Source organism: Erwinia endophytica, assembly GCF_009295515.1.
Lineage (GTDB): Bacteria > Pseudomonadota > Gammaproteobacteria > Enterobacterales > Enterobacteriaceae > Erwinia > Erwinia endophytica.
On sequence record NZ_RQVV01000033.1, the window covers coordinates 1 to 26,408 of the forward strand.

Annotated in this window: 21 protein-coding genes, 4 pseudogenes and 1 riboswitch; of the genes and pseudogenes, 14 read left to right on the forward strand and 11 right to left on the reverse strand. The window is 54.3% G+C overall.

Annotated elements, in window-relative coordinates:
- Together EH228_RS10785 and EH228_RS10790 are read right to left on the reverse strand one after the other, a co-directional pair.
- The coding region (locus tag EH228_RS10785; RefSeq protein ID WP_204902658.1) for an Ig-like domain-containing protein at positions 1–1,005 on the reverse strand (1,005 nt) is incomplete at its 3' end.
- A gap of 273 nt (positions 1,006–1,278) precedes the next feature.
- Entirely contained in the window at positions 1,279–1,674 is a 396-nt protein-coding gene (locus EH228_RS10790) for a winged helix-turn-helix domain-containing protein (protein ID WP_152321675.1), read from the reverse strand.
- An 818-nt stretch (positions 1,675–2,492) separates the two neighbouring features.
- Between EH228_RS10790 and EH228_RS20840 the strand changes: the two are divergent.
- The 5 genes and pseudogenes from EH228_RS20840 to EH228_RS20845 form a co-directional block, all read left to right on the forward strand.
- Positions 2,493–2,603, forward strand: a pseudogene (locus EH228_RS20840) (isochorismatase); the annotation flags it as partial.
- Between the two features lie 184 nt (positions 2,604–2,787).
- A pseudogene (locus EH228_RS10800) lies at positions 2,788–2,949 on the forward strand (GlxA family transcriptional regulator); the annotation flags it as partial.
- A gap of 76 nt (positions 2,950–3,025) precedes the next feature.
- Positions 3,026–3,937: a glycine--tRNA ligase subunit alpha gene (gene glyQ, locus EH228_RS10805; protein WP_152321676.1), complete on the forward strand. Its 912-nt coding sequence runs from the start codon at positions 3,026–3,028 to the stop codon at positions 3,935–3,937.
- Positions 3,938–3,946: 9 nt separating this feature from the next.
- Positions 3,947–6,016 (forward strand): glycine--tRNA ligase subunit beta, encoded by a 2,070-nt coding sequence (gene glyS / locus EH228_RS10810; protein ID WP_152321677.1) that lies wholly within the window; start codon positions 3,947–3,949, stop codon positions 6,014–6,016.
- A 149-nt stretch (positions 6,017–6,165) separates the two neighbouring features.
- On the forward strand, positions 6,166–6,300 hold the full coding sequence (locus EH228_RS20845; RefSeq protein ID WP_152321678.1) for an IS1 family transposase: 135 nt from the start codon (positions 6,166–6,168) through the stop codon (positions 6,298–6,300).
- 20 nt (positions 6,301–6,320) lie between these two features.
- On the opposite strand, the gene uca is transcribed toward EH228_RS20845, so the two are convergent.
- The 6 genes from uca to EH228_RS10845 all read right to left on the reverse strand — a co-directional run bounded on the left by uca (position 6,321) and on the right by EH228_RS10845 (position 14,028).
- Positions 6,321–9,923 (reverse strand): urea carboxylase, encoded by a 3,603-nt coding sequence (uca, locus tag EH228_RS10820; RefSeq protein WP_152321679.1) that lies wholly within the window; start codon positions 9,921–9,923, stop codon positions 6,321–6,323.
- Positions 9,924–10,002: 79 nt separating this feature from the next.
- The gene (locus EH228_RS10825) at positions 10,003–10,638 is read right to left on the reverse strand and encodes an urea amidolyase associated protein UAAP2 (protein WP_152321680.1); all 636 of its coding nucleotides are present in this window, start codon (positions 10,636–10,638) and stop codon (positions 10,003–10,005) included.
- Positions 10,639–10,648: 10 nt separating this feature from the next.
- Complete coding sequence (locus tag EH228_RS10830; protein WP_152321681.1) at positions 10,649–11,359, reverse strand: urea amidolyase associated protein UAAP1; 711 nt, start codon at positions 11,357–11,359, stop codon at positions 10,649–10,651.
- Between the two features lie 10 nt (positions 11,360–11,369).
- Positions 11,370–12,134, reverse strand: coding sequence for an ABC transporter ATP-binding protein (locus EH228_RS10835; protein WP_152321682.1), 765 nt, complete (start codon positions 12,132–12,134; stop codon positions 11,370–11,372).
- A gap of 11 nt (positions 12,135–12,145) precedes the next feature.
- Positions 12,146–12,958: an ABC transporter permease gene (locus EH228_RS10840; protein WP_152321683.1), complete on the reverse strand. Its 813-nt coding sequence runs from the start codon at positions 12,956–12,958 to the stop codon at positions 12,146–12,148.
- A gap of 14 nt (positions 12,959–12,972) precedes the next feature.
- Positions 12,973–14,028 carry a putative urea ABC transporter substrate-binding protein gene (locus tag EH228_RS10845; RefSeq protein WP_152321684.1) on the reverse strand — a complete coding sequence of 352 codons (1,056 nt, stop codon included), beginning with the start codon at positions 14,026–14,028 and terminating at the stop codon, positions 12,973–12,975.
- A gap of 60 nt (positions 14,029–14,088) precedes the next feature.
- Positions 14,089–14,183, reverse strand: a riboswitch (guanidine-I (ykkC/yxkD leader).
- 381 nt (positions 14,184–14,564) lie between these two features.
- Between EH228_RS10845 and EH228_RS10850 the strand changes: the two genes are divergently transcribed.
- The 9 genes from EH228_RS10850 (at position 14,565) to EH228_RS10895 (ending at position 24,576) form a co-directional block, all read left to right on the forward strand.
- Positions 14,565–15,284, forward strand: coding sequence for a FadR/GntR family transcriptional regulator (locus EH228_RS10850; RefSeq protein ID WP_152321685.1), 720 nt, complete (start codon positions 14,565–14,567; stop codon positions 15,282–15,284).
- Complete coding sequence (locus EH228_RS10855; protein ID WP_152321686.1) at positions 15,281–16,285, forward strand: ABC transporter ATP-binding protein; 1,005 nt, start codon at positions 15,281–15,283, stop codon at positions 16,283–16,285. Before EH228_RS10850 ends, EH228_RS10855 begins: the two co-directional genes overlap by 4 nt.
- Positions 16,282–17,373, forward strand: a complete 1,092-nt coding sequence (locus EH228_RS10860) for an ABC transporter ATP-binding protein (RefSeq protein WP_152321687.1) — start codon at positions 16,282–16,284, stop codon at positions 17,371–17,373. Before EH228_RS10855 ends, EH228_RS10860 begins: the two co-directional genes overlap by 4 nt.
- On the forward strand, positions 17,370–18,884 hold the full coding sequence (locus EH228_RS10865; RefSeq protein ID WP_193323320.1) for an ABC transporter substrate-binding protein: 1,515 nt from the start codon (positions 17,370–17,372) through the stop codon (positions 18,882–18,884). The genes EH228_RS10860 and EH228_RS10865 overlap by 4 nt, the downstream gene beginning before the upstream one ends.
- Before the next feature lie 15 nt (positions 18,885–18,899).
- Positions 18,900–19,841 carry an ABC transporter permease gene (locus EH228_RS10870; protein ID WP_152321688.1) on the forward strand — a complete coding sequence of 314 codons (942 nt, stop codon included), beginning with the start codon at positions 18,900–18,902 and terminating at the stop codon, positions 19,839–19,841.
- A gap of 2 nt (positions 19,842–19,843) precedes the next feature.
- On the forward strand, positions 19,844–20,719 hold the full coding sequence (locus EH228_RS10875) for an ABC transporter permease (RefSeq protein ID WP_152321689.1): 876 nt from the start codon (positions 19,844–19,846) through the stop codon (positions 20,717–20,719).
- A gap of 17 nt (positions 20,720–20,736) precedes the next feature.
- Complete coding sequence (locus tag EH228_RS10880) at positions 20,737–22,338, forward strand: gamma-glutamyltransferase family protein (RefSeq protein ID WP_152321690.1); 1,602 nt, start codon at positions 20,737–20,739, stop codon at positions 22,336–22,338.
- 144 nt (positions 22,339–22,482) lie between these two features.
- Positions 22,483–23,199: a DUF3053 domain-containing protein gene (locus EH228_RS10885; RefSeq protein ID WP_152321691.1), complete on the forward strand. Its 717-nt coding sequence runs from the start codon at positions 22,483–22,485 to the stop codon at positions 23,197–23,199.
- 711 nt (positions 23,200–23,910) lie between these two features.
- On the forward strand, positions 23,911–24,576 hold the full coding sequence (locus EH228_RS10895) for an IS6 family transposase (RefSeq protein ID WP_240116277.1): 666 nt from the start codon (positions 23,911–23,913) through the stop codon (positions 24,574–24,576).
- Between the two features lie 98 nt (positions 24,577–24,674).
- Here EH228_RS10895 and EH228_RS10900 read toward each other — a convergent pair.
- The 3 genes and pseudogenes from EH228_RS10900 to EH228_RS10910 all read right to left on the reverse strand — a co-directional run.
- A pseudogene (locus EH228_RS10900) lies at positions 24,675–24,983 on the reverse strand (integrase core domain-containing protein); the annotation flags it as partial.
- Positions 24,984–24,999: 16 nt separating this feature from the next.
- Positions 25,000–25,275 (reverse strand): annotated as a pseudogene (locus EH228_RS10905) (transposase); the annotation flags it as partial.
- A gap of 490 nt (positions 25,276–25,765) precedes the next feature.
- Positions 25,766–26,408, reverse strand: a 643-nt coding sequence (locus tag EH228_RS10910; protein ID WP_152321692.1) for a DUF2931 family protein, incomplete at its 5' end; no start/stop codon positions are given.

The following is a 26,408-nucleotide window of genomic DNA, read 5'->3' on the forward strand; positions in this document are numbered from 1 at the left end:
GGTCAGCGCCGGCGTAATGGTGGTGGTGTCCGTACCGGTGTCAGTATCTGTTCCGGTATCCGTACCCGTGTCGGTGTCAGTACCGTTGTCAGTATCTGTTCCGCTGTCAGTGCTGCCGTCAGTGTCGACCACGATGTTCACCGTGTCATCCACCGCGTTGCCGTCCGCATCGGTGCCGTCAATCACCAGGGTGTGATCGCCGTCCGCCAGCGGTTCATCCGGCGTGAAGCTCCAGCTGCCGTCGTCATCCACCGTCACTTCACCGAGCACGGTGTCGCCGTCGCTGATGGTCACGGTTGAGCCCGGCTCCATACCGTCGCCGCTCAGGGTCGGGGTGCTGTCGCTGGTGGTGCTGCCATCGGCAATCACGTTGCCTGCGTCATCGGTCAGCGCCGGCGTAGTGGTGGTGGTGTCAGTACCCGTGTCGGTACCGTTGTCAGTATCTGTTCCGGTATCCGTGTCAGTTCCTGCATCGGTGCTACTGCCTGTACTTGTATCCGTGCCAGTATTCGTAGCGGCGTCAGTTCCGGTATTGCTGTCAGTCTGGTCAGCATCAGCCGAACTCGCGTTGGAATTAGAGGAGCGATGACTTTTATGGTTACTACCCGCATTGACACCAATAGCGATAGCGGCTGCTGCAGCCAGCACTCCGCCAGCAACGGCATAGGCATTAACACCTTCTTCCGCTGTACTCAGTGCTACTGGCGTTGAAGTGAGTTGATAAATATCAGCAGCGGCGTCGTACTCGTAAGCATACGCAACGCCATCTGGACCTGAGGCCAGGATTACAGGCTCTTCAGTCAGTGGATAATTCTCCACTACGATATCATACTGTTCGCCAGTAATATCATCGACCAAATGCAGAGACAGCTTACCGTTAGATTTTGTAACATGAATCTTTTTCGGAGGTTGTCCGTCAATGCCGTGAACTTCAAAGGAAGCAGCCTGCTGTGGTGCCTGCAGAGATTGTGATTGAGTGGAATTCAGAGCATGCTTAGTAAGCACATGCCCCTGGATGTCCCTAATAATTAATTGAAAATTCATTTTTTCACCAATAAATTTGGGGATAAACAACATGTGATTTAACTGCAAAAAAAATAGCTCTGCACCACAGGTGCAGTTAATGGAATAACATTTCCTTTAAATCAATTAATGATCCTCCATTACACGAACAAACCATTGTCAACCGTAATAATCGACAGACTCAGATCTTTTCTTAAATAGAAGTGATAAAAGTTTAACTACGCTAACGTAAAGGCAGTATTAAAGAGGAAACTATCAGGTAAGATTATTAATATGAAAATAATATGGTTTTATTATCTCTCCATTAAGCAAGATCCCTTTTCCTTCAATGGTTTGCTTTGTAAGGATAAAGTCACCAGGGACATGGAGTGATAACAAACGAAACTGCAACGACTGCATCACCTGCCATAGCCGTTGATGAGATGATTTCAATCCATGTGAATCCCAAACGTGATAGAGAATATCCTTTTTCAGAACAACTTTACCGTTGGCATTCTGTAATAAAAATAAGAACAACCGCATCATTGTATCCCGCATTCTATACTCTTTGATTAAGGAGCGATTCTTGGGATCGAGGCAGGATAAACGACGATGGGTTACGTCAAACTGAACATGCTGACCGATATAGTAACCCGCAATAACTTTGTCCAAATGTACTTCCCCTCTCTTCCTTAGAGTCAGAAAACCGTGATGCAGTGTTTTCTGAACTGCATATTATATATTGACCTTAAAAATAAAAAGCAAATAAGACTTTTCTCAACAAATCAAAATATGACACCAATATGTCAACTAAACACAGTATAAAATACTAATAATCAATCATGACAAATGTTATTTTAACATTTATTTAACATACATATTTATAATAAGTTTATTTTCATGAAAAATTACATCAATTTAATATTTTTTTTTATGGCTTTTTTTAGATTTTTATACTGTCAGATTCTGAGTAGTGATTCGATTTATAGATGATTAATGATAACATCAGTGCCATAACATCTGAATTCAGGCGAAATTCCCTGACAGAAATGCGACAAACAAGGAGGGTGGATTATAAAAATAGTCTTATAAAACAATATTTTTATGAAAATATACAATTTTCATAAAAATACCAATCTTTCGTAACATACAGAACAAAAACAATAGTAAATTTACCTGGCTAAATAGAGTACATCTACTCTTGTCATCATCCCCCTTTATGGTGCGTATTATACAATTAGCGATGCTAAACATTAAGTAAACCAAACAGAGTCAAATCGCAGAAGCCAGTAGTCAAAAATAGTATTCTTGCTATTCACCCGAAAAATCAGTCTGTCTAATTTATCCCTTTCATACTGTAAAAAGCGGCCATCCAACGACGGTAAGACCTTCACTGACGAGAAGAGACAGGCCCCTTTTCACTGGCATCAGATCTGGTTAAGCGGTTGTCTTTTCTGACCCATAAGGCGGTTAAAAAGGTGCAAAAGCGCGTGCATAACGCACTGACTGATTCCGGGCTTGATGCGTGGCTACGTGAACAACAAACAGACCATATGATTATCAGCGGCATGGGTACCGAACAGTGCGGTGAAACAACAGCGAGAGTCGCCTCAGATCTCGGTTATCGGGTGACATTTGTGACCGAAGCCACCCCGACCTTCCCAATATGCCATCAGTGTATAACTCTGGGCACCAGCGACCTGCATCACCGGACCGGGAGCATACTGATCAATCGATTCGCCGCCATCCGTAACGTCGGGGAGTGCCTACAGGAGCTGGCATACTATGACAACCCCGGTGTGGTTTTTAACGTTGCCCGGCGTGATGACGCTGGATATCACCGGTCCTGCGGAAACACTGAAGCTGGCGGGAAAGACCTTCACACAGCGTTATATTGGCCCGGATGTCAGTGTGATGACCTCCACCGATATGATGATTGCCGGTATATTGCAGGCTGACTATCTGACGGTCAAAGGGTATACTGACGCCCACTTTTTAAAACCGTCTCGCGTGCGAATTCAACATGCAAAAGTTTGATACCAAGACATTTCAGGGACTCATCCTGACCTTACAGGATTATTGGGCCAGACAGGGCTGCACCATCGTGCAACCATTAGATATGGAAGTCGGTGCAGGAACTTCTCACCCGATGACCTGCCTGCGCGCACTGGGGCCGGAACCCATCGCCGCCGCCTACGTGCAACCTTCGCGTCGCCCGACTGATGGCCGCTACGGCGAAAACCCCAACCGTCTGCAGCACTATTATCAGTTCCAGGTGATCATCAAACCATCACCGGACAATATTCAGGAACTCTATCTGGGGTCGCTGAAAGCGTTAGGTATGGATCCAACCATTCACGATATCCGCTTCGTGGAAGATAACTGGGAAAACCCAACGCTGGGTGCCTGGGGGCTGGGCTGGGAAGTCTGGTTAAATGGCATGGAAGTGACACAGTTCACCTATTTCCAGCAAGTTGGCGGACTGGAGTGCAAACCGGTTACCGGCGAAGTCACCTACGGCCTGGAGCGTCTGGCGATGTATATCCAGGGCGTGGACAGCGTTTATGATTTGGTGTGGAGCGATGGGCCGCTGGGGAAAACCACCTACGGTGACGTGTTCCATCAGAATGAAGTTGAACAGTCCACTTACAACTTCGAATACGCGGATGTTGATTTCCTATTCAGTTGCTTCGAGCAATATGAAAAAGAAGCCCAAAAGCTGCTGGCGCTGGAAAAACCTCTGCCGCTGCCAGCCTATGAGCGCATCCTGAAAGCAGGCCATACTTTTAACCTGCTGGACGCCCGTAAAGCGATCTCCGTAACCGAGCGTCAGCGCTATATCCTGCGCATTCGCACCCTGACTAAAGCCGTGGCTGAAGCCTACTATGCGTCTCGTGAGGCGCTGGGCTTCCCGATGTGCAATAACAAGAAATAAGAGGCCGCCATGACTGAGAAAACTTTTCTGGTGGAAATCGGCACCGAAGAGCTGCCGCCGAAGGCACTGCGTAACCTTGCCGAATCGTTTGCCGTTAACTTTACCGCTGAGCTCGACGCCGCAGGCCTCGCGCATGGCGAGGTGAGTTGGTTCGCCACACCACGCCGTCTGGCATTGAAAGTCGCTAACCTGAGCGCCGCACAGCCCGATCGTGAAGTGGAAAAACGTGGCCCGGCTATCGCCGCGGCGTTTGATGCCAATGGCGTGGCCACTAAAGCCGCTGAAGGCTGGGCTCGCGGCTGTGGTATCACCGTCGATCAAGCCGAGCGTCTGCGTACCGACAAAGGCGAATGGCTGCTGTATCGCGCCCATATGAAGGGTGAAAGCGCCCAGTCGCTGTTACCGGCAATGGTCAGCGCGTCACTGGCAAAACTGCCTATACCTAAACTGATGCGCTGGGGCGATTCCGAGGTGCAGTTTGTCCGTCCGGTACATACCGTGACCTTGCTGTTGGGTGACGAGAGCCTTTCTGCCACTATTCTGGGTGTCGCTTCCGGGCGCACTATCCGCGGTCATCGCTTTATGGGTGAGCCAGAATTCACCCTCAACCATGCCGACCAATACCCACAGATCCTGCTGGAACGCGGCAAGGTGCAGGCTGATTACGCAGCACGTAAAGCCCAGATCAAAGCCGATGCCGAAGCCGCCGCACGTAAGATTGGCGGTGTTGCCGATCTGAACGACAGCCTGCTGGAAGAAGTCACGTCGCTGGTAGAGTGGCCGGTAGTACTGACCGCAACGTTTGAAGAGAAGTTCCTTGCAGTACCCGCCGAAGCTCTGGTGTACACCATGAAAGGCGATCAAAAGTACTTCCCGGTTTATGACACCGCAGGCAAGCTGCTGCCAAACTTTATCTTCGTGAGTAATATCGCGTCGAAAGACCCGCAACAAATTATTGCCGGTAACGAAAAAGTGGTGCGTCCACGCCTGGCCGACGCGGAATTCTTCTTCAATACTGACCGTAAAAAACGTCTGGAAGATAATCTGCCCCGCCTGGAAACCGTGCTGTTCCAGAAAGAACTGGGTACGCTGCGTGACAAAACGGATCGTATTCAGGCGCTGGCGGGCTGGATTGCCGGGCAGACGGGAGCCGACGTCAACCACGCGACCCGCGCCGGTCTGTTGTCCAAGTGCGACCTGATGACCAACATGGTGTTTGAGTTCACCGATACTCAGGGCGTCATGGGGATGCACTATGCGCGTTACGACGGCGAGGCAGAAGACGTCGCTGTGGCGCTGAACGAGCAGTATCAGCCGCGTTTCGCTGGTGACGATCTGCCTTCTAACCCAGTGGCCTGCGCGCTGGCGATTGCTGACAAGATGGATACCCTTGCAGGGATCTTCGGTATTGGCCAGCATCCCAAAGGCGATAAAGACCCCTTTGCCCTGCGTCGCGCCGCGCTGGGTGTGCTGCGTATTATCGTGGAGAAAAACCTGCCGCTCGATCTGCAAACGCTGACCGAAGAAGCGGTGCGCCTGTACGGTAACAAGCTGAGCAACGCCCGGGTGGTCGATGAGGTTATCGACTTTATGTTGGGCCGTTTCCGCGCCTGGTATCAGGAAGAAGGCCACAGTGTGGACACCATCCAGGCGGTGCTGGCTCGCCGCCCTACCCGTCCGGCTGATTTCAACGCGCGGATGAAGGCGGTTTCTCACTTCCGCACGCTGGAAGCATCTGCTACGTTGGCGGCGGCTAACAAACGCGTCTCCAACATTCTGGCGAAATCCAGCGAACCGCTGAACGACAACGTTCAGGCTTCACTGCTGAAAGAAAACGAAGAGATCCAACTGGCGACTTATGTATCGGCGCTGAGTAGCAAACTGGCCCCTTACTTTGCCGAAGGCCGCTATCAGGATGCGCTGATCGAGCTGGCGCAACTGCGTACCGCAGTGGATAACTTCTTTGAAAAGGTGATGGTCAACGCGGAAGAGCGCGAGGTGCGCATCAATCGCCTGACGCTGTTGGCGAAGCTGCGTGAGTTGTTCCTGCAGGTCGCGGATATTTCCCTGCTACAGTAAAGAGAAAACGCTTCCCCACCGTGCGGGGTTGATTCAACGGGCGGATGACAATCCGCCCGTTGGCTTTTCTGCACATTATTCAGGTGTGGGGTGTAATGCCTTCAATCGATAGAACTTTCTGGTGATATTCCGGCATTTGAGGTTTTTCTTTGGCTACCGTTACTGTTCATTATCCTCGCGGCCATTCAGACGACGTTTATCGCCAAACCCGCCGGATGGCAGGTTGCTCTTATATGACGATTCACTCATGGGATCAACGCGACGATTTGCGGCATATTATTTGACTATTTTTTAGTCTTTATTTTCAGTTTTCCGCTACCGCCATTACCAGTAATAATTGCCCGGCTTGCACCTGCTGGCCCGCCGCACGTTGCACGGTGAGGATGGTGCCATTCACCGTCGCCACAATCGGGATCTCCATCTTCATCGATTCAAGAATGCCCAGCGTTTCACCCGCCCTCACCCGGTCTCCCGGCTTTACCCGCCACTCCCAGACGCTGCCGGCAACCTGGCTTTCCACGCCGTAACACCCCTCCGGGATTGATTCGTTTTCAGTCTCTTCCTCCACCAGACTGCTGTCGAAAGTTAATTGTCCGTCGCGACACCAGCGAGCCAGTTCCTCATCGAAGGCTTGCTGTCGACGCTGCTGAAATGCCGCAATCTGCTGATGATCGTCAGCCAGTTGCTGCTGATAAGCCGCCAGGCTGAATTCGCCCTCTTCACAACGCAACGGATAATCGCCCCACGGAAAGCGTTCACGGATTGCCAACAGTTCCTCCGCACTGACCGGATAGAAGCGGATCTGATCGAAAAATCGGAGCAACCACGGCTGCCGGAAGGCATCCGTCTGCCGATCCCGGTTCCACATCTGCAACGTCCGGCCAACAAACTGATAGCCGCCCGGCCCTTCCATACCGTAGACGCACAGATACGCGCCGCCAATCCCCACCGAGTTTTCCGCCGTCCAGGTTCTTGCCGGGTTGTATTTGGTGGTCACCAGGCGGTGTCGCGGATCCAGCGGCGTGGCAACGGGCGCCCCAAGATACACATCACCCAGCCCCATCACTAAATAACGGGCGCTGAATACAATATCTTTGACCTCCTCTACCGAAGACAACCCGTTAATGCGGCGAATAAACTCAATATTTCCAGGACACCAGGGCGCATCAGGCCGCACCGATTGCATATAGCGCGTCACGGCCTGCTGGCAGGCTTCATCGTCCCAGCTCAGCGGCAACCAGACCGTACGCGAAGGAACGGTGGCATGCTCCAGCGACCCCAGCGCATGATCAGCCTGCAGCAAGGTGTCGAGCAGCGTCTGCCTCGGCAAGATAAGACTGTTGAAATGGACCTGTAGCGAGCGGATCCCCGGCGTCAACTCCAGCCTGCCAGTCTGGGGATGTGCTTCCAGCCACTGCATCAACGCATGAACACGAAAACGTAACGCAATATCCAGTTGCGCGTCACCATATTCAAGCAACAGAAAACGATCACCTGCCGCCCGGATGGTGAGAGAGGGCTGACAATCAGTGGCGGGACGGGCGATCAACACCGGATCGGTACGGCAAAGATCGACGGTTTTTTCCGACAGCGGCAGCAGATCCCGCGCGATCTGACATTGCCGGGCCGCCAGACGGTCTGCTTCGTCCAGCGAAACCGGTACGAAGCGCACACGGTCTCCCGCCTTCAACTGACCCAATTGCCATAAATCAGCGGTAATTACCGTCGCCGGACAAACAAATCCCCCCAGCGAAGGGCCATCCGGCCCCAGGATCACCGGCATATCCCCGGTAAAATCGACGGAACCAAAAGCATAGGCGTTATCGTGAATATTCGACGGATGCATGCCCGCCTCGCCGCCATCACTGCGCGCCCATTCTGGTTTCGGGCCGATCAGGCGCACACCGGTACGGCTGGAGTTGTAATGCACCTGCCAGCTGGCGTCGAAGAAGGTGTTGATATCCGCCTCGGTGAAAAAGTCTGGTGCGCCATGCGGGCCGTAAATCACCCGCAGTTGCCATTCGTTTCGCCATGCGGGTCGCAATCCGGCGGGCAACCTCGCCAGTGGACGGTGCTCAGGCTGGGACAGATGCAGCACATCGCCGGTACGCAACTGCCGCCCCGCATGACCGCCAAACTTACCCAGAGTGAAAGTACTGCGGCTCCCCAGATAAAGCGGACAGTCGATACCGCCCGCCAGCAACAGGTAACTACGGCACCCCGCGCCCTGTACCTCGCCCAGCGTCAGTACCTGTCCAGCCCGCGCGTTGATCACTTCACCGTGACTCAGCGCCTGATCATCCAGACTGGCACGGATAGCCGCACCAGTGAGCACAAAGGCGCAGTCATGATTAAAACGCACCGTCGGGCCACGCAAGGTCATTTCCAACCCGGCGGCGTCTTCTGCGTTGCCCAACAAGCGGTTGCCATGACAGAACGAGCGGCTGTCAAACGGGCCGGAAGGCGGCACGCCCACATGCCAGTAACCCGTTCTACCCGGCACATCCTGCACAGTCGTCAACGTTCCGCCGTTGAGAATATCCAGCGTGGCCGGAGACCACGGAACGCTGCCGAGGGTGGCGGTGATCACCTTCCCCTCACGGACTTCCGCCAGCGTCAACAGATGCCGCAGCCAGCTCAGATTGGTTTCAATACCATACAACTGGCACCCTTCCAGCGCTTCAGCCAGAGCAGCCAGTGCCTGTGAACGGGCGTCAGCATGCACTATCACTTTTGCCAACAGCGGATCGTAATACGCTGAAACCTCAACACCACCGCTATCCAGCCAGCTATCAATGCGCAGTTGCCCCTGACTGACCGCGTCGGGAAACTGTACGTGGCTGAGTAACCCGGCTCCAGGCTGGAATTGCCGGGCCGGATCTTCCGCATACAGGCGCACCTGGATAGCATGTCCACCAGGAGAGGTTTTCAGCGTCGCCAGAGGAAGCAGTTCACCGCTCGCCAGTTGTACCATCCAGCGCACGATATCCACGCCATACACCAGCTCCGTGACGCCATGCTCAACCTGCAAGCGGGTGTTCACTTCAAGAAAGAAAAACTGCCCGGACTGATCGTCATAAACGTATTCAACCGTACCCGCGCTGCGGTAGCTGACCGCTTCACACAGCCGAACCGCGGTCGCCTGCAAGGCGGCACGGACTTCATCGCTTAATCCTGGTGCGGGCGTTTCCTCGATAACCTTTTGATTACGCCGTTGAGCCGAACAATCCCGTTCCCCCAGCGCCAACACGCCACCTTTACCATCGCCAAAAACCTGCACTTCAATATGACGGGCGCGAGCGATAAATTTCTCCAAAAAAACGCCATCGTCGGCAAAATTGTGGCCCGCAAGGCGCTTAACCCGGTTAAATGCCTCATGCAACTGCGATGGGGAATCACAACGCTGCATCCCGATCCCGCCGCCGCCGGCAGTACTCTTCAGCATCACCGGATAGCCGATGTTCTCCGCTGCGGTTTTCGCTTCATCCAGCGAGGTCAGCAGCCCGCTCCCGGGCAGTAGCGGCACCGCATTTTGTCGCGCCAGTTCACGGGCGCGATGTTTCAGGCCAAAAGCGGCCATCTGTTCAACCGTCGGACCAAGAAAGACCAGACCCGCTTGCTCACAGCGGGAAACAAAATCGGCATTTTCACTGAGAAATCCGTAACCAGGATGAACCGCCTCAGCCCCCGATTGTGTGGCTATTTGCAGCAATTTGTCCTGATTAAGGTAGGTATCCCGCACATTTCCCTCACCTAACGACCAGGCCTGATCGGCAAGGCGCACATGCAGGGAATGACGATCCGCTTCGGCATAGACCACGATCGCCTGCACGCCCATAGTCTTCAGGGTGCGGATGATACGCACGGCAATCGCGCCACGGTTAGCTATTAATACACGCGTCAGCATGGTTCAACTCTCAATTCAGGCAGGTCGTCCTGCGGCATCAGAGTACGGTCGTTGCGGGTCGTCCCGCCGTACCCGCGACTTACCAGATGGCGACTTCTATCGGCGTTGGTTGATAGCCATTGCAGGGATTGTTCAACTGGGGACAGTTGGAAATCAGCACCAGCACATTCATATGCGCCACCATTTCGACATACTTTCCGGGTGCGGAGATCCCATCGGCAAAGGTCAGTCCGCCTTCTGCCGTCACCGGTACATTCATAAAAAAGTTGATGTTATGGGTGATATCACGACGGGTCAGGCCAAACTCCGGATGCTCAGCAACGGCCAGCATCCAACTGTCACGGCAGGCATGCATATGACGCTTTTCAAGGTCATAGCGCACAGTATTGCTCTCCGTGGCGCAAGCGCCGCCCAGCGTATCGTGACGGCCACAGGTATCGGCGGTCAACGTGAGCATGGGCCGATCATCATTGGATAGCAGTACGCTGCCTGCAGTCAGGAAAACATTCTTCTGGCCGCGCAATGTCTCGCTGACGCTGTAACGCTCAGCCGTATCATCCGCATTAAAAAACAACGTATCGGCGGCCTGATTGCCCTGCAGATCGGTAATACGCAACGTCTGCCCGGACGCCACGCGATACAGCCAGTAATCACCTGCGGCAATGGTTTCACGGTGGCGAGCCTGCGCCACGTCATTGGGGCTCACTTTGATCATCACGGGCTCCTTAAGGCTGGTCGGTTAAGTAGTAAAGATGGTTGTTACGCAGGCCGCGTTGGTTTTCTTCGCGCTCAAGACAGACCGGCGGCAGCGGTGCCGGACTACCATCAAGCTGGATGCCCAGTCGCTGCTGTGGGTACCCGGTCGCGGTAGAAAGCGGATGCGGGCAGGTCTGCAGAATGACCAGTGTGTCCATCGCAAAACGCAACATCACTTCCGCGCCTTTTTTGCCCTGCTGTCGCAGTTGGAGTTCACCGTCATCGCTGGCGGTGACCTGGGCGAAGAAGTTGACACAGGCGGCCATATCGCGCTTGCCCAGGCCGTATTTCGCCAGTTCGACCAGGAAACTGTCATAGCCATTCTGATGCCAGTCATTACGTGCCTGCTGGTAATCCCTTGCGCCATATTGCGCAGCCACCTGCTGCGCATTGCTGCTACCACAGACGCTTTCGTGCCAGCCAAAACTGTCCTGTTCAATACCGCAGAAAATGCGCCCCATATCAGAATAGAGACAATGTCCCTGGGTCAGACGAAAGGTATGCTGACATTTCAGTGTGTCCGGCGCGTTGTAGCGTTCCAGTAAATTCTCCGGGTTGTACATCAACATAGCCGCATTAATGCCGCCATCCAGATCGGTCAGTCGCAGCGCACTGCCGCGACGCATCCGCAATGACCAGTGGGAACCTGCTGGCAGGATGGTTTGGTAAGTCGTACTCATCATGTTCTCCTTATGCCACCTGGGCGATCGGCTGCTGCGGCGAGGCATCAGGCCGGGAACGCTCAAGTGGAATGTCGTAAGTGATACTGGCGCCCCAGGCATCCGGCTGATGCGGATCGTGACGCAGCTTATCGAAAACCCACAGCCGGGAGCCGAGCGTAAAGCCCTCCTTCAGGTCATGAGTTATCATAAAAATGGTCAGACGATGGGTTTGCCACAGGTCGCTGATCAGTTCATGCATCTCGCCGCGAATACCCGGGTCCAGCGCGCCAAAAGGCTCGTCGAGCAGCAAAATGCGCGGTCGCTTCATCAAGGCCTGCGCCAACGCCAGCCGTTGCTGCATCCCGCCTGAAAGTTGGTGTGGATATTTTTCCTGCGCCTGGACCAACCCAACCTGGCTCAGCATCGCCAACGCGCGCTCACGGATTTCCCGGCGTTTTTTGCCCCATACTCGCCCCAGCCAGCGAGCTTCACTGAACTCATCTGTCAACATGACGTTGCCCAGTACGGTCAAATGTGGAAAGACGGAATAACGCTGAAAGACCACGCCGCGATGGGCATCCGGTTCCTGCGGGATCGGTTTGCCATCCAGCAGCAGTTCCCCTTTACTGGGCGTTTCGGTCCCCAACAACATATTCAGAAAGGTGGTTTTGCCGCAGCCCGACGCGCCAACGATCGAGACAAATTCGCCCTCTTCCACGCTGACATTAAGCCGCTCCAGCACCACCTGTTGATCGTAGTGTTTTGCAAGATTTTTCAGTTCAATAATCGCCATGCGCTTCGCCCTTATTTCGCGTAATACCACGGCCAGCAGCGGCGACTGATTACCCGCAACAGCCAGTCAAGCGTAAAAGCCAGCAGTGTTATCCACGCCACGTAAGGCAGAATGACCTCCATCGCCAGGTAGCGACGCATCAGGAAAATCCGGTAACCCAGCCCTTCGGTGGCGGCAATCGCTTCCGCCGCAATCAAAAACAGCCAGGCGGAGCTGAGCGACAGACGCACCGCATCAAACAGGCGCGGCATCAACTGCGGCAGGATAACCCGCCAGAGGATCTGCGCACTGTGCCCCCCCAGGGTCTGTGCCTTCACCAGTTGCTCACGCGGAATGGTCTGTACCTGCAACATCAGGTCACGGGCAATCATCGGCGTGGTGCCGATAACAATCAGCACCACTTTCGACGCTTCCCCCAGGCCAAAGCAGATAAACAGGATTGGCAATACTGCCAACGGCGGTACCAACGCAAATAAGGTGATCAGCGGCGAGATAACCGCACGGACCACCGGCAGCGCACCGCAGAACAGACCAAAGATCAGCGCCAGCATCGCGCCGATCGCCACCCCCATCCCCAGCCGGAGCAGACTGGCACCGGTGTCCACCCACAACAGATAGTCGCCAGTACGCGGACTGGGGGTGAACGCCATGCGGTACATCGCGGCCCCCATCGCGTTAAAACCAGGCAGCAATTTATCGGCGGCATTCAGGCTCAATCGCGCATCAGAGGCCACCAGATACACCAGCAGCAATGCCATCAGCGGCAGAAATCCCATCATGAAACGGGCTACCGGCATGGGCTGGTAATTGATCATCTTGCGCATCAGGCGCCCCCGGTTTACAGCTGGTTAGCGGCGGCCAGTTTGGTGAACTGGTCAGTGAAGCGAAGTTTGATGTTAGCGGCATTACCCCAGTTACCCGCTGGCGTTTCCACCCCGACCACATCCGGCCCTGTCGCGGCGTCGCCCAGCAAACCATGTTTAAAGCAGAATTCGGCAACCTGCTGCATGGTGGTTTTGATTTGCGGCGTATCGATAAAATCGAGGGTTAATTTTGCATCGCTGAACAGGTGCGTGGCCGCCAGTTGCTGGTCGAAACCCGCCAGATCGGTGCCAGAGGCCGCACCCATTTGCGTACGGGCTTTTTTTGCTTCAGGAGAATTTCCGGACATGGTTTTCAAGGTTTCATACCAGGCGCCGGTCAGGGCTTTACCCAGTTCAGGATACTTCTTCAGCGTGTCGGTGTTGACCACCAGCAAGTCGAGGATCTCGCCCGGTATCTGGGCAGAGGGGAAAACCAGATGGCTGTCAGGCTGTTTCTTCGCTTCTGCCAGCAACGGATTCCAGGTCACGATAGCGTGAACATCCGGGGTACTGAAAGCCGCCACCAGATCGGCATCCGAGGTGTTGACCACCTTGACATCTTTCTCGCTCATGCCGGATTTATCCAGCGCGCGAGCCAGCAGATAATGGGAAACCGACAGTTCTACCAGGTTTATCGATTTGCCTTTTAGCGAAGCCACACTATCAGCGCCTTTCACCAGAATGCCGTCGTTGCCATTCGAGTAGTCGCCGACGATCAATGCCGTGCTGTCCACACCGCCGCTGGCCGGGATGGTCAGCGCATCCATATTGGTCATCGTACAGCCGTCAAAACCGCCGGAAGTGTACTGATTCACTGATTCGATATAGTCATTCACCTGCACAAACTGGATATTAATGCCGTATTTATCCGCCCATTTTTTGACGATGCCATTCTGTTGAGCATAATCCCAGGGCATCCATCCGGCATAAACAGACCAGCAAATCTTGAAAGTGGGTTTAGCGGCAAGGGCATTAACGCTGAACAGCGCGAGGGAACAGAGAAGAAGCAGACGCGTGCAGGCTTTGATCATGGTAATTCCTCTGACGGTGCGGAGTGAGAAAAAGCAGGAGGCAGCGAGTACATCGCGCTATCCTCCCGGGCTTTTATCCCGCCGTGTAACCGCCAGAGGGCGGTCGGTCACTCTCGGACCAGCGTCTTGCGACCGGAACCCTAGTGACCCATTGGCAAATTGTGTGGCGACACCGGTAACCCGCTATCGCTCCTGCATGTCAGTTAACAGAGGCAAGATGGATGCCAGGTTTTTAACTGACTGTTTTAATTTGCATTAAGAAGCTCAACGCCCCCAACTGCCTGACAGATTGCCCCGAAAAGTTGCAACAAAGCACTGACATGATGCATCGCCCCCGCAAACGATTTCCTGCTCATGCGACGGCGGAGAAATTTTATTCATTTATAAATTCAGCCTGTTAGTCACATTCTGCCCATCATTTACTGAACCAATCAAAAATTGGTTCGCTTCTTGCCTGCTGTAAAGCAAAGCGCTTTCTCCCCGGCAGACCCGTGGCGTCAGAAGGTTTATCTGATAATAAAAGAAACGAAACCATCATGGCTGATACCCCCAAAAACACCATTAACTCCAGCTCTGCTCTGGATAAACTTCGCCAGCTGATCCAACTGCAGGAGTCACGGCCCGATCACCCCCTGCCGACTGAACGCGAGCTGTGCGAGCAGTATGGTGTGGGCCGCCGTGAAATCCGTCGGGCGCTGGACGTGCTGGAAGAAGAAGGCCGCATCTGGCGTAAGCAGGGTAAAGGCACCTTTGTCGGCCCGGCCGCGCCCGTTCAGCCACTGGTATTACAGGATTTACCGCAGCAGTCAAACCTGCTGGAGGTAATGGAAGCGCGTATACAGCTGGAACCGGGGCTGGCACGTCTCGCTGCGCTCAGGGCCAGTAATGAACAAATCGCGCTGATCAAACGTCTGCTTGAAAGGATGCAAGGCATCACACCCGGCGATGACGATCAACATGAATTGTGGGACAGCGCCTTCCACCGTGCTATTGCTGAAGCCGCCGGTAACCGCCTGATGCTGGGCTTGTTTGACGCCATCGATGCCATTCGGCGCGAACCGAGCTGGCAACACTTGCGGATTCTGGCCCGGACGCCGGCACGTCTGGATAACTATGACCATCATCACCAACGTCTGGTACGCCACATTTCAGCACGTCAGTCGCTGGAAGCCGCCGCCGCCATGCGTGAACATTTGCTGACCCTTCAGCAGGCCCTCATTGAAGCCATCCGCTATGGCGAGGAAGCATCACAATGAATCCGACCTCTGCCCCACCCGTGCTGTCTCTGCATCAGCTAAATGTCCGTTTCAAAGGATCGCCCGTCAGTGTGCTGGACGATATTTCACTGGCGGTATCGGCAGGCGAAACCCTGGCGCTGGTGGGTGAATCCGGCTGCGGCAAAAGCATTACCTCTCTCGCCCTCATGGGCTTACTGCCTGCCAGTGCTGAAATACGGCAAGGCGAGATGACCTTCCTCAGCCACGATCTACGGACATTAAGCGCGCGTCAGTATGCCTCGCTGCGCGGTAATCACCTGGCGATGATTTTCCAGGAACCGATGACCTCTCTCAACCCCGCTTTCACCCTTGGCGATCAGTTGAGTGAAGCGGTACTGCGTCACCGTGATATCAGTCGCCGCGACGCCATGCAGGTCGCGCTGGCAATCCTCGAAAAAGTGCAGATCCCGGCGGCTGAAATGCGCCTGAAGGCTTATCCCCACCAGCTTTCTGGCGGTATGCGCCAGCGAGTGATGATTGCCATGGCATTGATTAATCATCCCAAACTGCTGATTGCCGACGAACCGACCACCGCGCTGGACGTCACCATCCAGGCGCAAATCCTCGACTTGCTTAACACGCTAAAAACAGAAACCGGCACGGCCGTCCTGCTGATCACGCATGATTTGGGCGTCGTGGCCGAGGTCGCGCAGCGCGTGGCGGTGATGTATGCCGGGCAGGTGGTTGAAACGGGCGATGTGACGGCGATTTTTAACGATCCTCAGCATCCCTACACCATCGGCCTGATGGGGGCAATTCCCAGCCTGAGCGCACGTTCCGCCGCTCTGGCTACCATTCCCGGCACCGTACCGCTGGCGGAAAAAATGCCCACAGGCTGCCGCTTCGCCACTCGCTGCCCCTTTGCAGAAACACGTTGCCATCAGCACAAACCCGGCCTGCAGGCTTTTGGGCCGGATCATCAGGTGGCCTGCTTCCGGGCGCCGCTGGAACAACACGTCACGTTGGGAGAATCTGCATGAGCACGCCGATCCTTGAATGCATCGACCTGAGCAAAACCTTTGCCGGCCCGACACGCCTGTTTAAACGGAATCCCCTGGTGACCGCCGTTGATCGTATTTCGCTGCAGGTGATGCCGGGTGAAACGCTGGCCATTGTCGGCGAGTCCGGCTCTGGCAAATCCACGCTGGGTCGTCTGTTACTGCGTTTACTGACGCCATCGCAGGGTGAGATTTTTTATCAGGGTGAAGCGATCACCCAGGCCAGCGGCGCGCGTCTGAATCAGTTGCGTCGTGAGTTACAGATTATTTTTCAGGATCCCTTTGCCTCGCTCAATCCACGCATGAATGTGGCTGCGATCGTGGGGGAACCCCTCTGGCTGCACAGCTCCCTTTCCGCCCGCCAACGGCAGGAAAAAGTTGCCGACCTGCTGCACACAGTTGGCCTGCCTGCGGCCTGGGCGAATCGCTACCCGCATGAATTTTCCGGCGGTCAGCGCCAGCGAATCGGCATCGCCCGCGCGCTGGCGTCTGGCCCCAAGTTGCTGCTTGGCGACGAGCCGGTTTCCGCGCTGGATGTGTCGGTACAGGCGCAGGTGGTCAATCTGCTCGAAAGCCTGAAGCAGCAATTTGGCCTGACGATGATCATTGTGGCGCATGGCCTGGCGGTGATCCGCCATATGAGTGATCGCGTGGTGGTGATGTATCTGGGGCAAATTGTGGAAATAGCGGCGGTAGACGACATTTTTGACACGCCGCTGCATCCTTATACACAGGCGCTGATTGCCTCAGCCCCGCAACTGCAACCCGGTGTAAAGCGTCACATCCCGATGCTACAGGGCGATTTGCCTAACCCGGCGTCTCCCCCCAGTGGTTGCCGCTTTCATACCCGTTGCCCACACGCCAGCGATGAATGCCGTCTTCTGGAACCCATCAATCAGGTTTTAGCGGGGGGGCGTCAGATTGCCTGCCATCGCTGGCAGGAAATTAACCGCGACCGCAGCGTCATTGATCTTGCGCCACCATCAGCCGCTTTTTTACGACGCCGCGCGCTGTTCGAGCGGGCGGTAAAACAACGCTCAATCACCCTCTCTGGAGAAGTAACGCCATGAAAGTACGCCATTCATTACTGGCCGCCCTGGGCGGCCTGATGCTGCTGGGTAATGTGTCGGCACATGCTGAAAGCACGCTGCGCATTGGTCTGGGCGCCGATCCGGATCTGCTCGATCCACACCTGGCGCGTACCTATTATGGCCGCTTTGTGTTTGCCGCCATGTGTGATCGCCTGGTCGAGGTGGATGAAAATCTCAAGGTGGTACCCGGGCTGGCGACCGACTGGAAATGGAGTGACGACGGCAAGACGCTGACCATGGATCTGCGCCAGGGCGTCACATTCCAGGACGGTGAAAAATTTGATGCCAATGCGGTGAAGTTCAATATTGAGCGGGCGCTGACGCTGCCTGGCTCGCTGCGGAAAAGCGAACTCTCCTCTGTTGCCTCGGTTGAGGTCGCGTCGCCTTTTCAGGTCATTTTCCACCTGAAAAACGCCGATGCGGCGCTACTCAGCCAACTGACTGACCGTGCGGGTGCGATGCTGGCACCGCAAGCGGCGGCAAAACCCGATTTCGCTACCCATCCGGTCTGCTCTGGCCCTTATCAGTTTGAAAGCCGCGTGCAGCAGGATCGTATCGTGCTCAAACGCTTCGACAATTACTGGAATAAAGGTGCTTACCACTTCGATAAAGTGGTGTTCCTGCCAATCCCGGACGCTTCAGTCCGGTTGGCTAACCTACGTTCTGGTGACCTCGACCTGATCGAAGGCATTCTCCCCAGCGACGTAAAAACCGTGCAAGCCGACAGCCAGTTGCGCCTCGCGAAAGTCACCGGCCTGGGTTACCAGGGCATTACCTTCAATATCGGCAATGACAAGGCCGACCCAAACAACCCGTTGATGAAAGATGCCCGCGTGCGGGAAGCCTTTTCACTGGCTATCGATCGTGATGCGCTGAATCAGGTTGTTTTTGAAGGCTTATTTACCCCGGCCAACCAACCGTTTTCGCCCGTCAGCCCTTATCACGTCACGCTGCCGGTTCCTTCTCGTGATATAGAGAAAGCCAAAGCCCTGTTAGCGGCGGCCGGCGTGAAAACACCCGTCAACGTCACCCTGCTGGTCACCAATAACCCAACGGCGCAACAGGTAGGCCAGGTGATTCAGTCAATGGTCAGCGAAGCGGGTTTCAACGTGAAACTGCAAATGAGCGAATTTGCTTCCCTGCTCGATCGCCAGCAACGCGGCGACTTCCAGCTCAGTCTCTCCGGCTGGTCAGGACGCCCCGACCCTGACGGCAGCATCTTCTCGTTTATCGACAGTAAAGGCACGCTGAACGACGGACGTTACAGCAATCCGCAGGTGGATAAATGGCTGACCGAAGCCCGTCAGACGAACGACCAGGCGACGCGTCAGGCACTGTATAACCAGGTGGTGAATCAATTGCAGCACGATATGCCGATAGCCTATCTCTACTTTGAACCGCGTATTTTTGGCATGAGTAAAAAGTTGCAAGGCTTTAAAGCCTGGCCGGACGGGCTGGTGCGCCTGGCTGGTCTGAAAATGGCGCCGTAACGCTCAGGAGCAACCATGCTGGAACTGATAGCTAAACGTTTGCTGCTGGCGATCCCAACACTGCTGCTGGTGAGCATCATGGTGTTCTCACTGCAGAAACTGCTGCCGGGCGATCCGGTGCTGGCGATGGCGGGGGAAGAGCGCGATCCGGCAGTGATCGCACAACTCAGGGAACAGTACCACCTCAACGATCCGCTGCCGACGCAATATTTTTACTGGCTGGGCCATGCGCTACAGGGTGATTTAGGCGCCTCGCTTCGCACCCAGCAACCGGTCACGACGCTGATTGCCAGTAAATTACCGGTGACGCTGGAGCTGTCGTTGTTGGCCATGATGGTGGCGTTGCTGGTCGGCATCAGCGCCGGGATAGTGGCGGCGGTACGTAAAAACAGCTGGGTCGACCATACCACCAACTTTGTCGCACTCTCCGGCATCTCGATACCGCACTTCTGGCTGGGTATCCTGCTGATCCTGTTGTTTGCCGTGCATTTGCAGTGGCTGCCAGCTTCCGGGTACGCCTCGCTGAACGAAAGCGTTGCACAGAATCTTAAAACGCTATTGTTGCCCGCGCTGGTACTGGGAACCAGCTTAGCCGCCACGCTCATGCGCCATACGCGCGCCGCGATGATCGCCGTGCTGAAAGCGGACTATATCCGTACCGCAAGAGCAAAAGGCTTGTTGCCTGCCCGGGTTATCCTGAAACATGCGTTTCGTAACGCGCTGATACCGGTTATCACCCTGACGACGCTGTTATTTGGCGAACTGTTAGGCGGCGCGGTACTGACCGAGCAGGTGTTCACTCTGCCAGGTTTCGGCAAGATGATTGTTGATGCTGTTTTCAACCGGGATTACGCGGTGGTACAGGGTGTGGTGTTGGTGGTAGCCATTGGCTTCCTGCTACTTAACTTGCTCGCTGACGTACTTTACGTACTGCTTAACCCGAAAATGCGAGGCTGACGATGAGTGAAGTACTGACCTCCGGTAACGCCGCCGTGCTACGCAAACCGAACAATCGGGTACTGAAGCAGTTTATCGGCAATAAAAGCGCGATGATCGGCGCGATGATCGTCACCGTGTTTGTGCTGATGGCACTGCTGGCCCCGTGGCTGGCGCCTTTCGATCCGATCAAGGCAAATTTCCTTGCGGTGCGCAAAGCCCCCTCAGCGCTGCACTGGCTGGGAACCGATGAGCTGGGCCGCGATATTCTCTCCCGCATGATTTGGGGAGCGAGAGCCTCACTGTTGACCGGTTGTCTCTCGGTGCTGATGGCGATGCTGATCGGCGTGCCCCTTGGGCTGATCGCCGGTTACTGGCAGGGTCTCTGGGACGGCGTGATTTCGCGTGTTATCGAAGCGCTGCTGGCCTGTCCCTTCCTGATCCTGGCGATCGCGCTCGGCGCTTTTCTTGGCCCGAGCCTCAGTAACGCGATGATCGCGATTGGCCTGTCGGTGATGCCTATTTTCGCCCGTCTGACCCGTGGCCAGGTGATCGCCATCCGTAACGAGGAGTATATCGACGGCGCACGGGCCATCGGCCTTCCTGACCGCTGGATAGTGTTGCGCTATATCCTGCCCAACGTGCTGTCGCCGATTCTGGTACAGGCTACGCTGGCCATCGCTTCCGCCATTATTACCGAGGCCAGCCTGTCGTTTCTTGGCCTCGGCCAGCAGCCCCCCAATCCATCCTGGGGGGCGATGCTGAATAGCGCCAAAGGTTTTCTGGAGCAGGCGCCCTGGATGTCCATTTTTCCCGGTCTTGCTATTTTTCTTATCGTGCAGGGCTTCAACCTGTTGGGTGACGGACTGCGCGACGCGCTCGATCCGCGCAACGAATAATGTCTTAAGGAACCGCTATGAGTGGAATCAGTGATTTTAACGTAAGCTACCCTTCCTATCGCGTACCGATGATGGGTCGCAACGCCGTTGCGGCTTCGCAGCCGCTGGCGGCGCAAGCCGGGATCCGCATGCTGCAACTGGGGGGGAACGCAGTTGATGCCGCGATCGCCACTGCAATGGCGTTGACGGTGGTAGAGCCGACCGGCAACGGTATGGGTAGCGATGCCTTCGCGATTGTCTGGGATGGCAAGGCGCTGCATGCGCTGAATGCTTCAGGCCGTGCGCCTGCCGCCTGGCACCGTGAAAAGTTTGCTCATCTTGCCGCTATGCCAGAAATCGGCTGGGATGCCGTTACCGTTCCTGGCGCGGTTTCCGCCTGGGTTGAACTGGCTGAACGTTTCGCTACGCTACCCTTAACCACCCTCGCACAACCAGCCATTGATTACGCCCGTAACGGTTTTCCTGTTTCACCGCTGATCGGCCATCTTTGGCAACGCGGCTATGACCGGTTGCGCGATCAGCCCGGTTTCAGCGCCTGCTTTGCACCGCAAGGTCGCCCGCCAAAAGTCGGCGAACTGTTCCGCAATCCCGATCAGGCCGACACGTTAGAGAAAATTGCCGCCACCAGGGGCAAAGCGTTCTATCAGGGCGAACTGGCGGAAAAAATAGCGGCATTCGCGCAGCAACACGGTGCCGCCTTGACGCTCGATGATCTGAAAAATCACCGCGCCGACTGGGTTCAAATGCTTTCCCGCCCCTTTGCGGGCGGTTCGGTACAGGAACTGCCACCCAATGGTCAGGGCATTGGCACCCTGATGGCGCTGGGCATACTCGAACATCTGAACATTGGCCGTTATGAACCTGACTCGCCGCAATGGCTGCATCTGTCGATTGAGGCGATGAAGCTGGCGCTGGTCGATCTGGAACGTTACGTGGCCGACGAAGACCATATGGAATTCCCGGCCGAATGGTTACTCAGCGATGATTACTTGCAGACGCGAGCGGCGTTGATTGACCCGACGCAAGCCGGCGATTTTACCTTTGGCGCGCCACAGCAAAGCGGCACGGTCTATCTCTCTACCGCCGACGCCAACGGCATGATGGTGTCATTCATTCAGTCGAACTATATGGGATTTGGTTCAGGCGTGGTGGTGCCGGGGACCGGTATCAGCCTGCAAAACCGCGGCGCGGGTTTCGTGCTGGAAGAAAATCACCCTAATGTCGTGGCGGCGAACAAGCGCACCTTCCATACCATCATTCCTGCCTTCGCGCTGGACAGCGAAGGCCAGCCACTGATGTCGTTCGGCGTGATGGGCGGCCCGATGCAGGCACAGGGGCATGTGCAAATGGCGTTGCGGATCATGCTGCATAAGCAAAATCCGCAGGCCGCCATTGATGCGCCTCGCTGGCGAGTCGTCGCAGGTCGGGAAGTGGTCGTTGAACCCACGATGCAGCGCCATACTATTGCCGCACTGCGGGCGATGGGCCATCACATTGTGGTGGAAGATCCGCTGCAAACCTACAGCTTTGGCGGCGCGCAGGCAATTGTCCGCGATCCACAGGGCTTCTATATTGCCGCGACCGAAAGCCGCAAAGACGGGCAGGCGCTGGTGTTCTGAGTGTTCTCTGACGCAGGGTGAAATTTCTTCACCCTGCAACCACGCTTTCCCGTATCCTCACCGCACGAGTTAGACTATGCTTTAGGGCGCGGAACTGACCGCCCTTATTACTTGCAAGCCCTTCTATTACAGGAGTTACTTCCCATGACGACAGGAATCTCACGTGTCTGGACGCGACTGTTAGTGCCCTTCGCCGCATTGTTGCTGGTCTTTCAACTGACCGGTTGCGGCGACAAAGAAGCCGATCAGCGTAAAGCCTTTATCGATTTCCTGCAAAACACCGTAATGCGCAGCGGTGAACATCTGCCAAGCCTTAGCGAAGATCAGAAACAGAAATTCGGTCATTACGTCAATGATTACACCATCATTTATGGTTTCTCACAGCAGGTGAATCGTGCCGTGGATTCCGGCATGAAACCGGTGGTGGATGAACTGATGGCGATCCGAATCCCGCAGGATTACCTGACCCGCCGTGATTCTCTGCGCCAGGCCAGCGGTTCGCTGGGCGTGCTGACCCAACAGATTCAGACAGCGAAAACACAGGCTGACAGCAGTAAAGCCGCCCTGAAGCAGCCGGAAGATCTCAAAACGATCTACGACAACGTCTACAACAAAGTTGTGACGCAGCCCGCCAACACACTGCAGCCACTGCTGCCAGTGCTACAAACATTGAGCCAGGATGCGGTACAGGCTGGAGACTTCCTGCAACAACAGGGAACGCAGGTGACATTTAATGGCCCGGCAATCCAGTTTCCAAGCCAGCAACAGGCCAGCCAGTACAATGCGTTGATGAGCAGGCTAGCTGCCAATGCCCAGGTACTCAACCAGGCGCAAAGCGCCTTGCAGAGCGAGCTTCAGTAACAGGACCGGAGCCGGGAGAAGGGACAAACCGGCCCCAAATTTATCCGAATCCCAAACGTAACAGGGGATTATGGAAATAAGACGGTTCAGTAATGGGGATGAAATTGCGTTATTCAGAACCTTTTTATCGTCAGTACATATCATTGCATCACACGACTACACACATGAACAAATAGAGGCGTGGGCTCCGCCAGACATTGACCCGGAACAATGGGCCAGTCACATGAGGGAGCAGCGCCCCTACAACCGTCACAGCTTCCAGAAACCCCACTTATCCATATGAATTAGCTGAATAAATGTTGTGACGGTAAAACCATCACAAAACGCAACAGAAACCGTCACAGTCTGTAAATTTAATGAGTTATAAAACAGAAATGTGATGCTTTAAGACCGTCACACTGTGATGCTTTCGTGATGGTTTTTTAATGTCTAATTTATTTATATATATCATATACATAACTGGTTTTTTTAAATATTGTGACGTTTGTGATGGTTTTCCGATGCCACCCCTCAAATTTTGAAAAGTTCACCTTTGGTCAGAAAACGCCCTTAATTGTTGGTGTAATTGTTATATCTGTGTGGTTCTTATGTACGGTTTGGCATAAAGGGGACGCTGGGGGGTTCTGTCGCATTAAGCGACTTATCAGGTAATATGCTGTTTTTTTGTGATGTTACCTGCCCATGTCCCTGATCTGAAAAGCCTTCAAACGCCTGCATTATCCCGCTGATGTCATTGCCCAGTGTGTTCGCTGGTATCTGGCTTATTCCCTGAGCCTGCGTAATCTCGAAGAGATCATGGCAGAACGTGGCGTGGTTGTTGATCATTCGACGCTTCACCGCTGGGTTATCCGCCTGGTACCGTTGCTGGATAAGGCCTTCCGCCGGCATAAACGTGCCGTGGGCCACCGGTGGCGAATGGATGAAACCTACATCAGAATCAGGGGCAAGTGGAAATATCTGTACCGTGCGGTCGATACCGAAGGTCATACCATCGACTTTCTGCTGACCGCCGGGCGTGACGCGGCAGCGGCGTTGCGCTTCTTTCGTAAGGTTATCCGTCATCACGGCGCACCTGAGGGGGTGACCATCGATAAAAGTGGGGCGAATACTGCAGCCCTCGCTGTGCTTAATGCCGGCAGGGAAGACGATAAACGCATTAAGGTCAGGCAGTGTAAGTATCTGAACAATCTTGTGGAGCAGGATCACCGTAATATCAAACGACGAATACGTTTGATGCTGGATTTAAGTCGTTCCGTCGGGCACAGACCATTCTGTGCCGGTATTGAACTGATTCACATGATACACAAAGGGCAATATCAGCACCCTGCCGGGGACGGGATGTCCCCGGCAGAACAGTTTTATCGGATGGCTCCCTGAAAAACAGGCAATTCAATTTTTACTGACCTGCTGTCATTAATGCGACAAAACCGATAAAACTTTCGGATTTCAGCTTTGAACTTGTTTGAGTGAAGTGGTCAACAAAAATTGGCCACGGCTTTAGAGCTTTCCCAAAACAATCTTTCTGATTCATTGGGCGTTAATCCACCGTTATATTGGTGGGGTCTGAGTTGGCTGTAATAGCCAATGATATAATTCGTTATCGCTTTGTTGGCATCGCTAAAATTAACATAGCCACTTTGCGGTATCCATTCTGATTTCAGGCTGCGAAAAAATCGTTCCATCGGACTGTTATCCCAGCAATTTCCCCGCCGACTCATGCTTTGTTTGATTCGATACCGCCACAGTAACTGCCTGAATTTTCTGCTGGTATAGTGGCTTCCCTGGACGCCCTTCTAAGAGTCAAGTCGTTATTTGAGTACTGTTGATCAGGCGATTTTGATTACGCAGTAACGTATAGACTTCGCGTGAGATATAACGTTTCAGGCAACGCAGCGCTTCCATTTTCGAGTGACCTTCTGCGACCCGTTTGGCTACATATTCCTGTGTTTTCGTATCTGTACGTAATCGACCAATAGCAATAATGTGCAAAGCACTATTGGCTGCACGATTGAGCCTGTGGCGATTTGTTTTACCTGAAGATACCGGGACAGGGCTGACGCCACATAGGGGTTTGAAGCGCAATGGAACGGAAACGTACGTTAAGAACGTAACCATATGATTTTATATCTATAAAGTTATGGTCTGTCGAACAGGGTTACGTTGATTTGATTACCGAGTTTCTTAACATTGGCAGTGCCGATAACCGCATGCCGACAGGCACCAACGGAAAAAGTAAACAAATCCCTCGTTTTCTTTACTCACTAAATCTGCTTAAAAAATGTACTTGGCGTACAGTTTCGTACGGTTGGGCTTCAGACCCCGAAAGGTGGATTTAGATATGAGACTTCTTGAAGTGGTGGCCTGACTGCGGCTACACTGAAAGGACAGTTTTGGTATCTGCGCTCCACCAAGCCAGTTACCACAGGTTAGAAAGCCTGAGAAACTTCTAACCTTCGAAAGAACCCACGCCTGAGAACGTGGGTTTTTTCGTTTACAGAACCGGAGATTACGCCCGAAAAAAAAAGGATCTCAAGAAGATCCTTTTGATTTTGCTGATCGTTACGCCCTACCAGTTACCATACGGATAGGACTTTCCCTTGATAAAATCGCGGATAAAGGGATCGTAACCGTTAGCCTCGATGTAACTGAAATCAATCTGGTTGGGAACGTTTTTGCATATCAGCATTTCATCTCCCGTCAGGGTGAACTGCCGCGCAGGATGCTGGAGTACGGATGGGTTCCCGTTATCCTCCAGCCAGACCCGTACAGTACCGCCGGGAGCCAGACCAACAGCCATTCGGTTCCGGTAGTAAGGTTTACCTGGATGGTAGGGATCAGGATATGCCGTAGTCATCTGCTGCCACGTCTCCCTGCTGAACCAGATCTCCGTCTCATACGCCTTTTTATCGATAACCGAGTCCCAGCACACCGTCATTCGTACCGGCAGTGCTTTGCCCCGGTTAAAATACCCGCCATATCCCCCCATCAAATCATGCCAGCGCCCAACACTCAGATCACTGGTGTCCATAGGATCTAACCGGCGGAAGATACTTTCCCGGACATCCCCGTCCTCCAGATACACCATCGTCACCAGTGCCGGCAGGTTTTTCGGGTATATAAAACTGAAATTCCAGTTATCGTAAGGCAGCTTCTTCCCCCACTGCTCCACGCCGTCGCCCAGCAGCGTCTTCACGTCTGCCCGGCGGTCA

Excerpts from the sequence above, each read along its gene's own strand:
- EH228_RS10835 (WP_152321682.1), bottom strand. The coding sequence starts at position 12,134 with ATGGCGATTATTGAACTGAAAAATCTTGCAAAACACTACGATCAACAG.
- EH228_RS10845 (WP_152321684.1), bottom strand. The coding sequence starts at position 14,028 with ATGATCAAAGCCTGCACGCGTCTGCTTCTTCTCTGTTCCCTCGCGCTG.
- EH228_RS10870 (WP_152321688.1), top strand. The coding sequence starts at position 18,900 with ATGCTGGAACTGATAGCTAAACGTTTGCTGCTGGCGATCCCAACACTG.
- EH228_RS10825 (WP_152321680.1), bottom strand. The coding sequence starts at position 10,638 with ATGATCAAAGTGAGCCCCAATGACGTGGCGCAGGCTCGCCACCGTGAA.
- EH228_RS10880 (WP_152321690.1), top strand. The coding sequence starts at position 20,737 with ATGAGTGGAATCAGTGATTTTAACGTAAGCTACCCTTCCTATCGCGTA.
- glyQ (WP_152321676.1), top strand. The coding sequence starts at position 3,026 with ATGCAAAAGTTTGATACCAAGACATTTCAGGGACTCATCCTGACCTTA.
- uca (WP_152321679.1), bottom strand. The coding sequence starts at position 9,923 with ATGCTGACGCGTGTATTAATAGCTAACCGTGGCGCGATTGCCGTGCGT.
- EH228_RS10875 (WP_152321689.1), top strand. The coding sequence starts at position 19,844 with ATGAGTGAAGTACTGACCTCCGGTAACGCCGCCGTGCTACGCAAACCG.
- EH228_RS10865 (WP_193323320.1), top strand. The coding sequence starts at position 17,370 with ATGAAAGTACGCCATTCATTACTGGCCGCCCTGGGCGGCCTGATGCTG.
- glyS (WP_152321677.1), top strand. The coding sequence starts at position 3,947 with ATGACTGAGAAAACTTTTCTGGTGGAAATCGGCACCGAAGAGCTGCCG.
- EH228_RS10885 (WP_152321691.1), top strand. The coding sequence starts at position 22,483 with ATGACGACAGGAATCTCACGTGTCTGGACGCGACTGTTAGTGCCCTTC.
- EH228_RS10830 (WP_152321681.1), bottom strand. The coding sequence starts at position 11,359 with ATGAGTACGACTTACCAAACCATCCTGCCAGCAGGTTCCCACTGGTCA.
- EH228_RS10860 (WP_152321687.1), top strand. The coding sequence starts at position 16,282 with ATGAGCACGCCGATCCTTGAATGCATCGACCTGAGCAAAACCTTTGCC.
- EH228_RS10855 (WP_152321686.1), top strand. The coding sequence starts at position 15,281 with ATGAATCCGACCTCTGCCCCACCCGTGCTGTCTCTGCATCAGCTAAAT.
- EH228_RS10850 (WP_152321685.1), top strand. The coding sequence starts at position 14,565 with ATGGCTGATACCCCCAAAAACACCATTAACTCCAGCTCTGCTCTGGAT.
- EH228_RS10840 (WP_152321683.1), bottom strand. The coding sequence starts at position 12,958 with ATGCGCAAGATGATCAATTACCAGCCCATGCCGGTAGCCCGTTTCATG.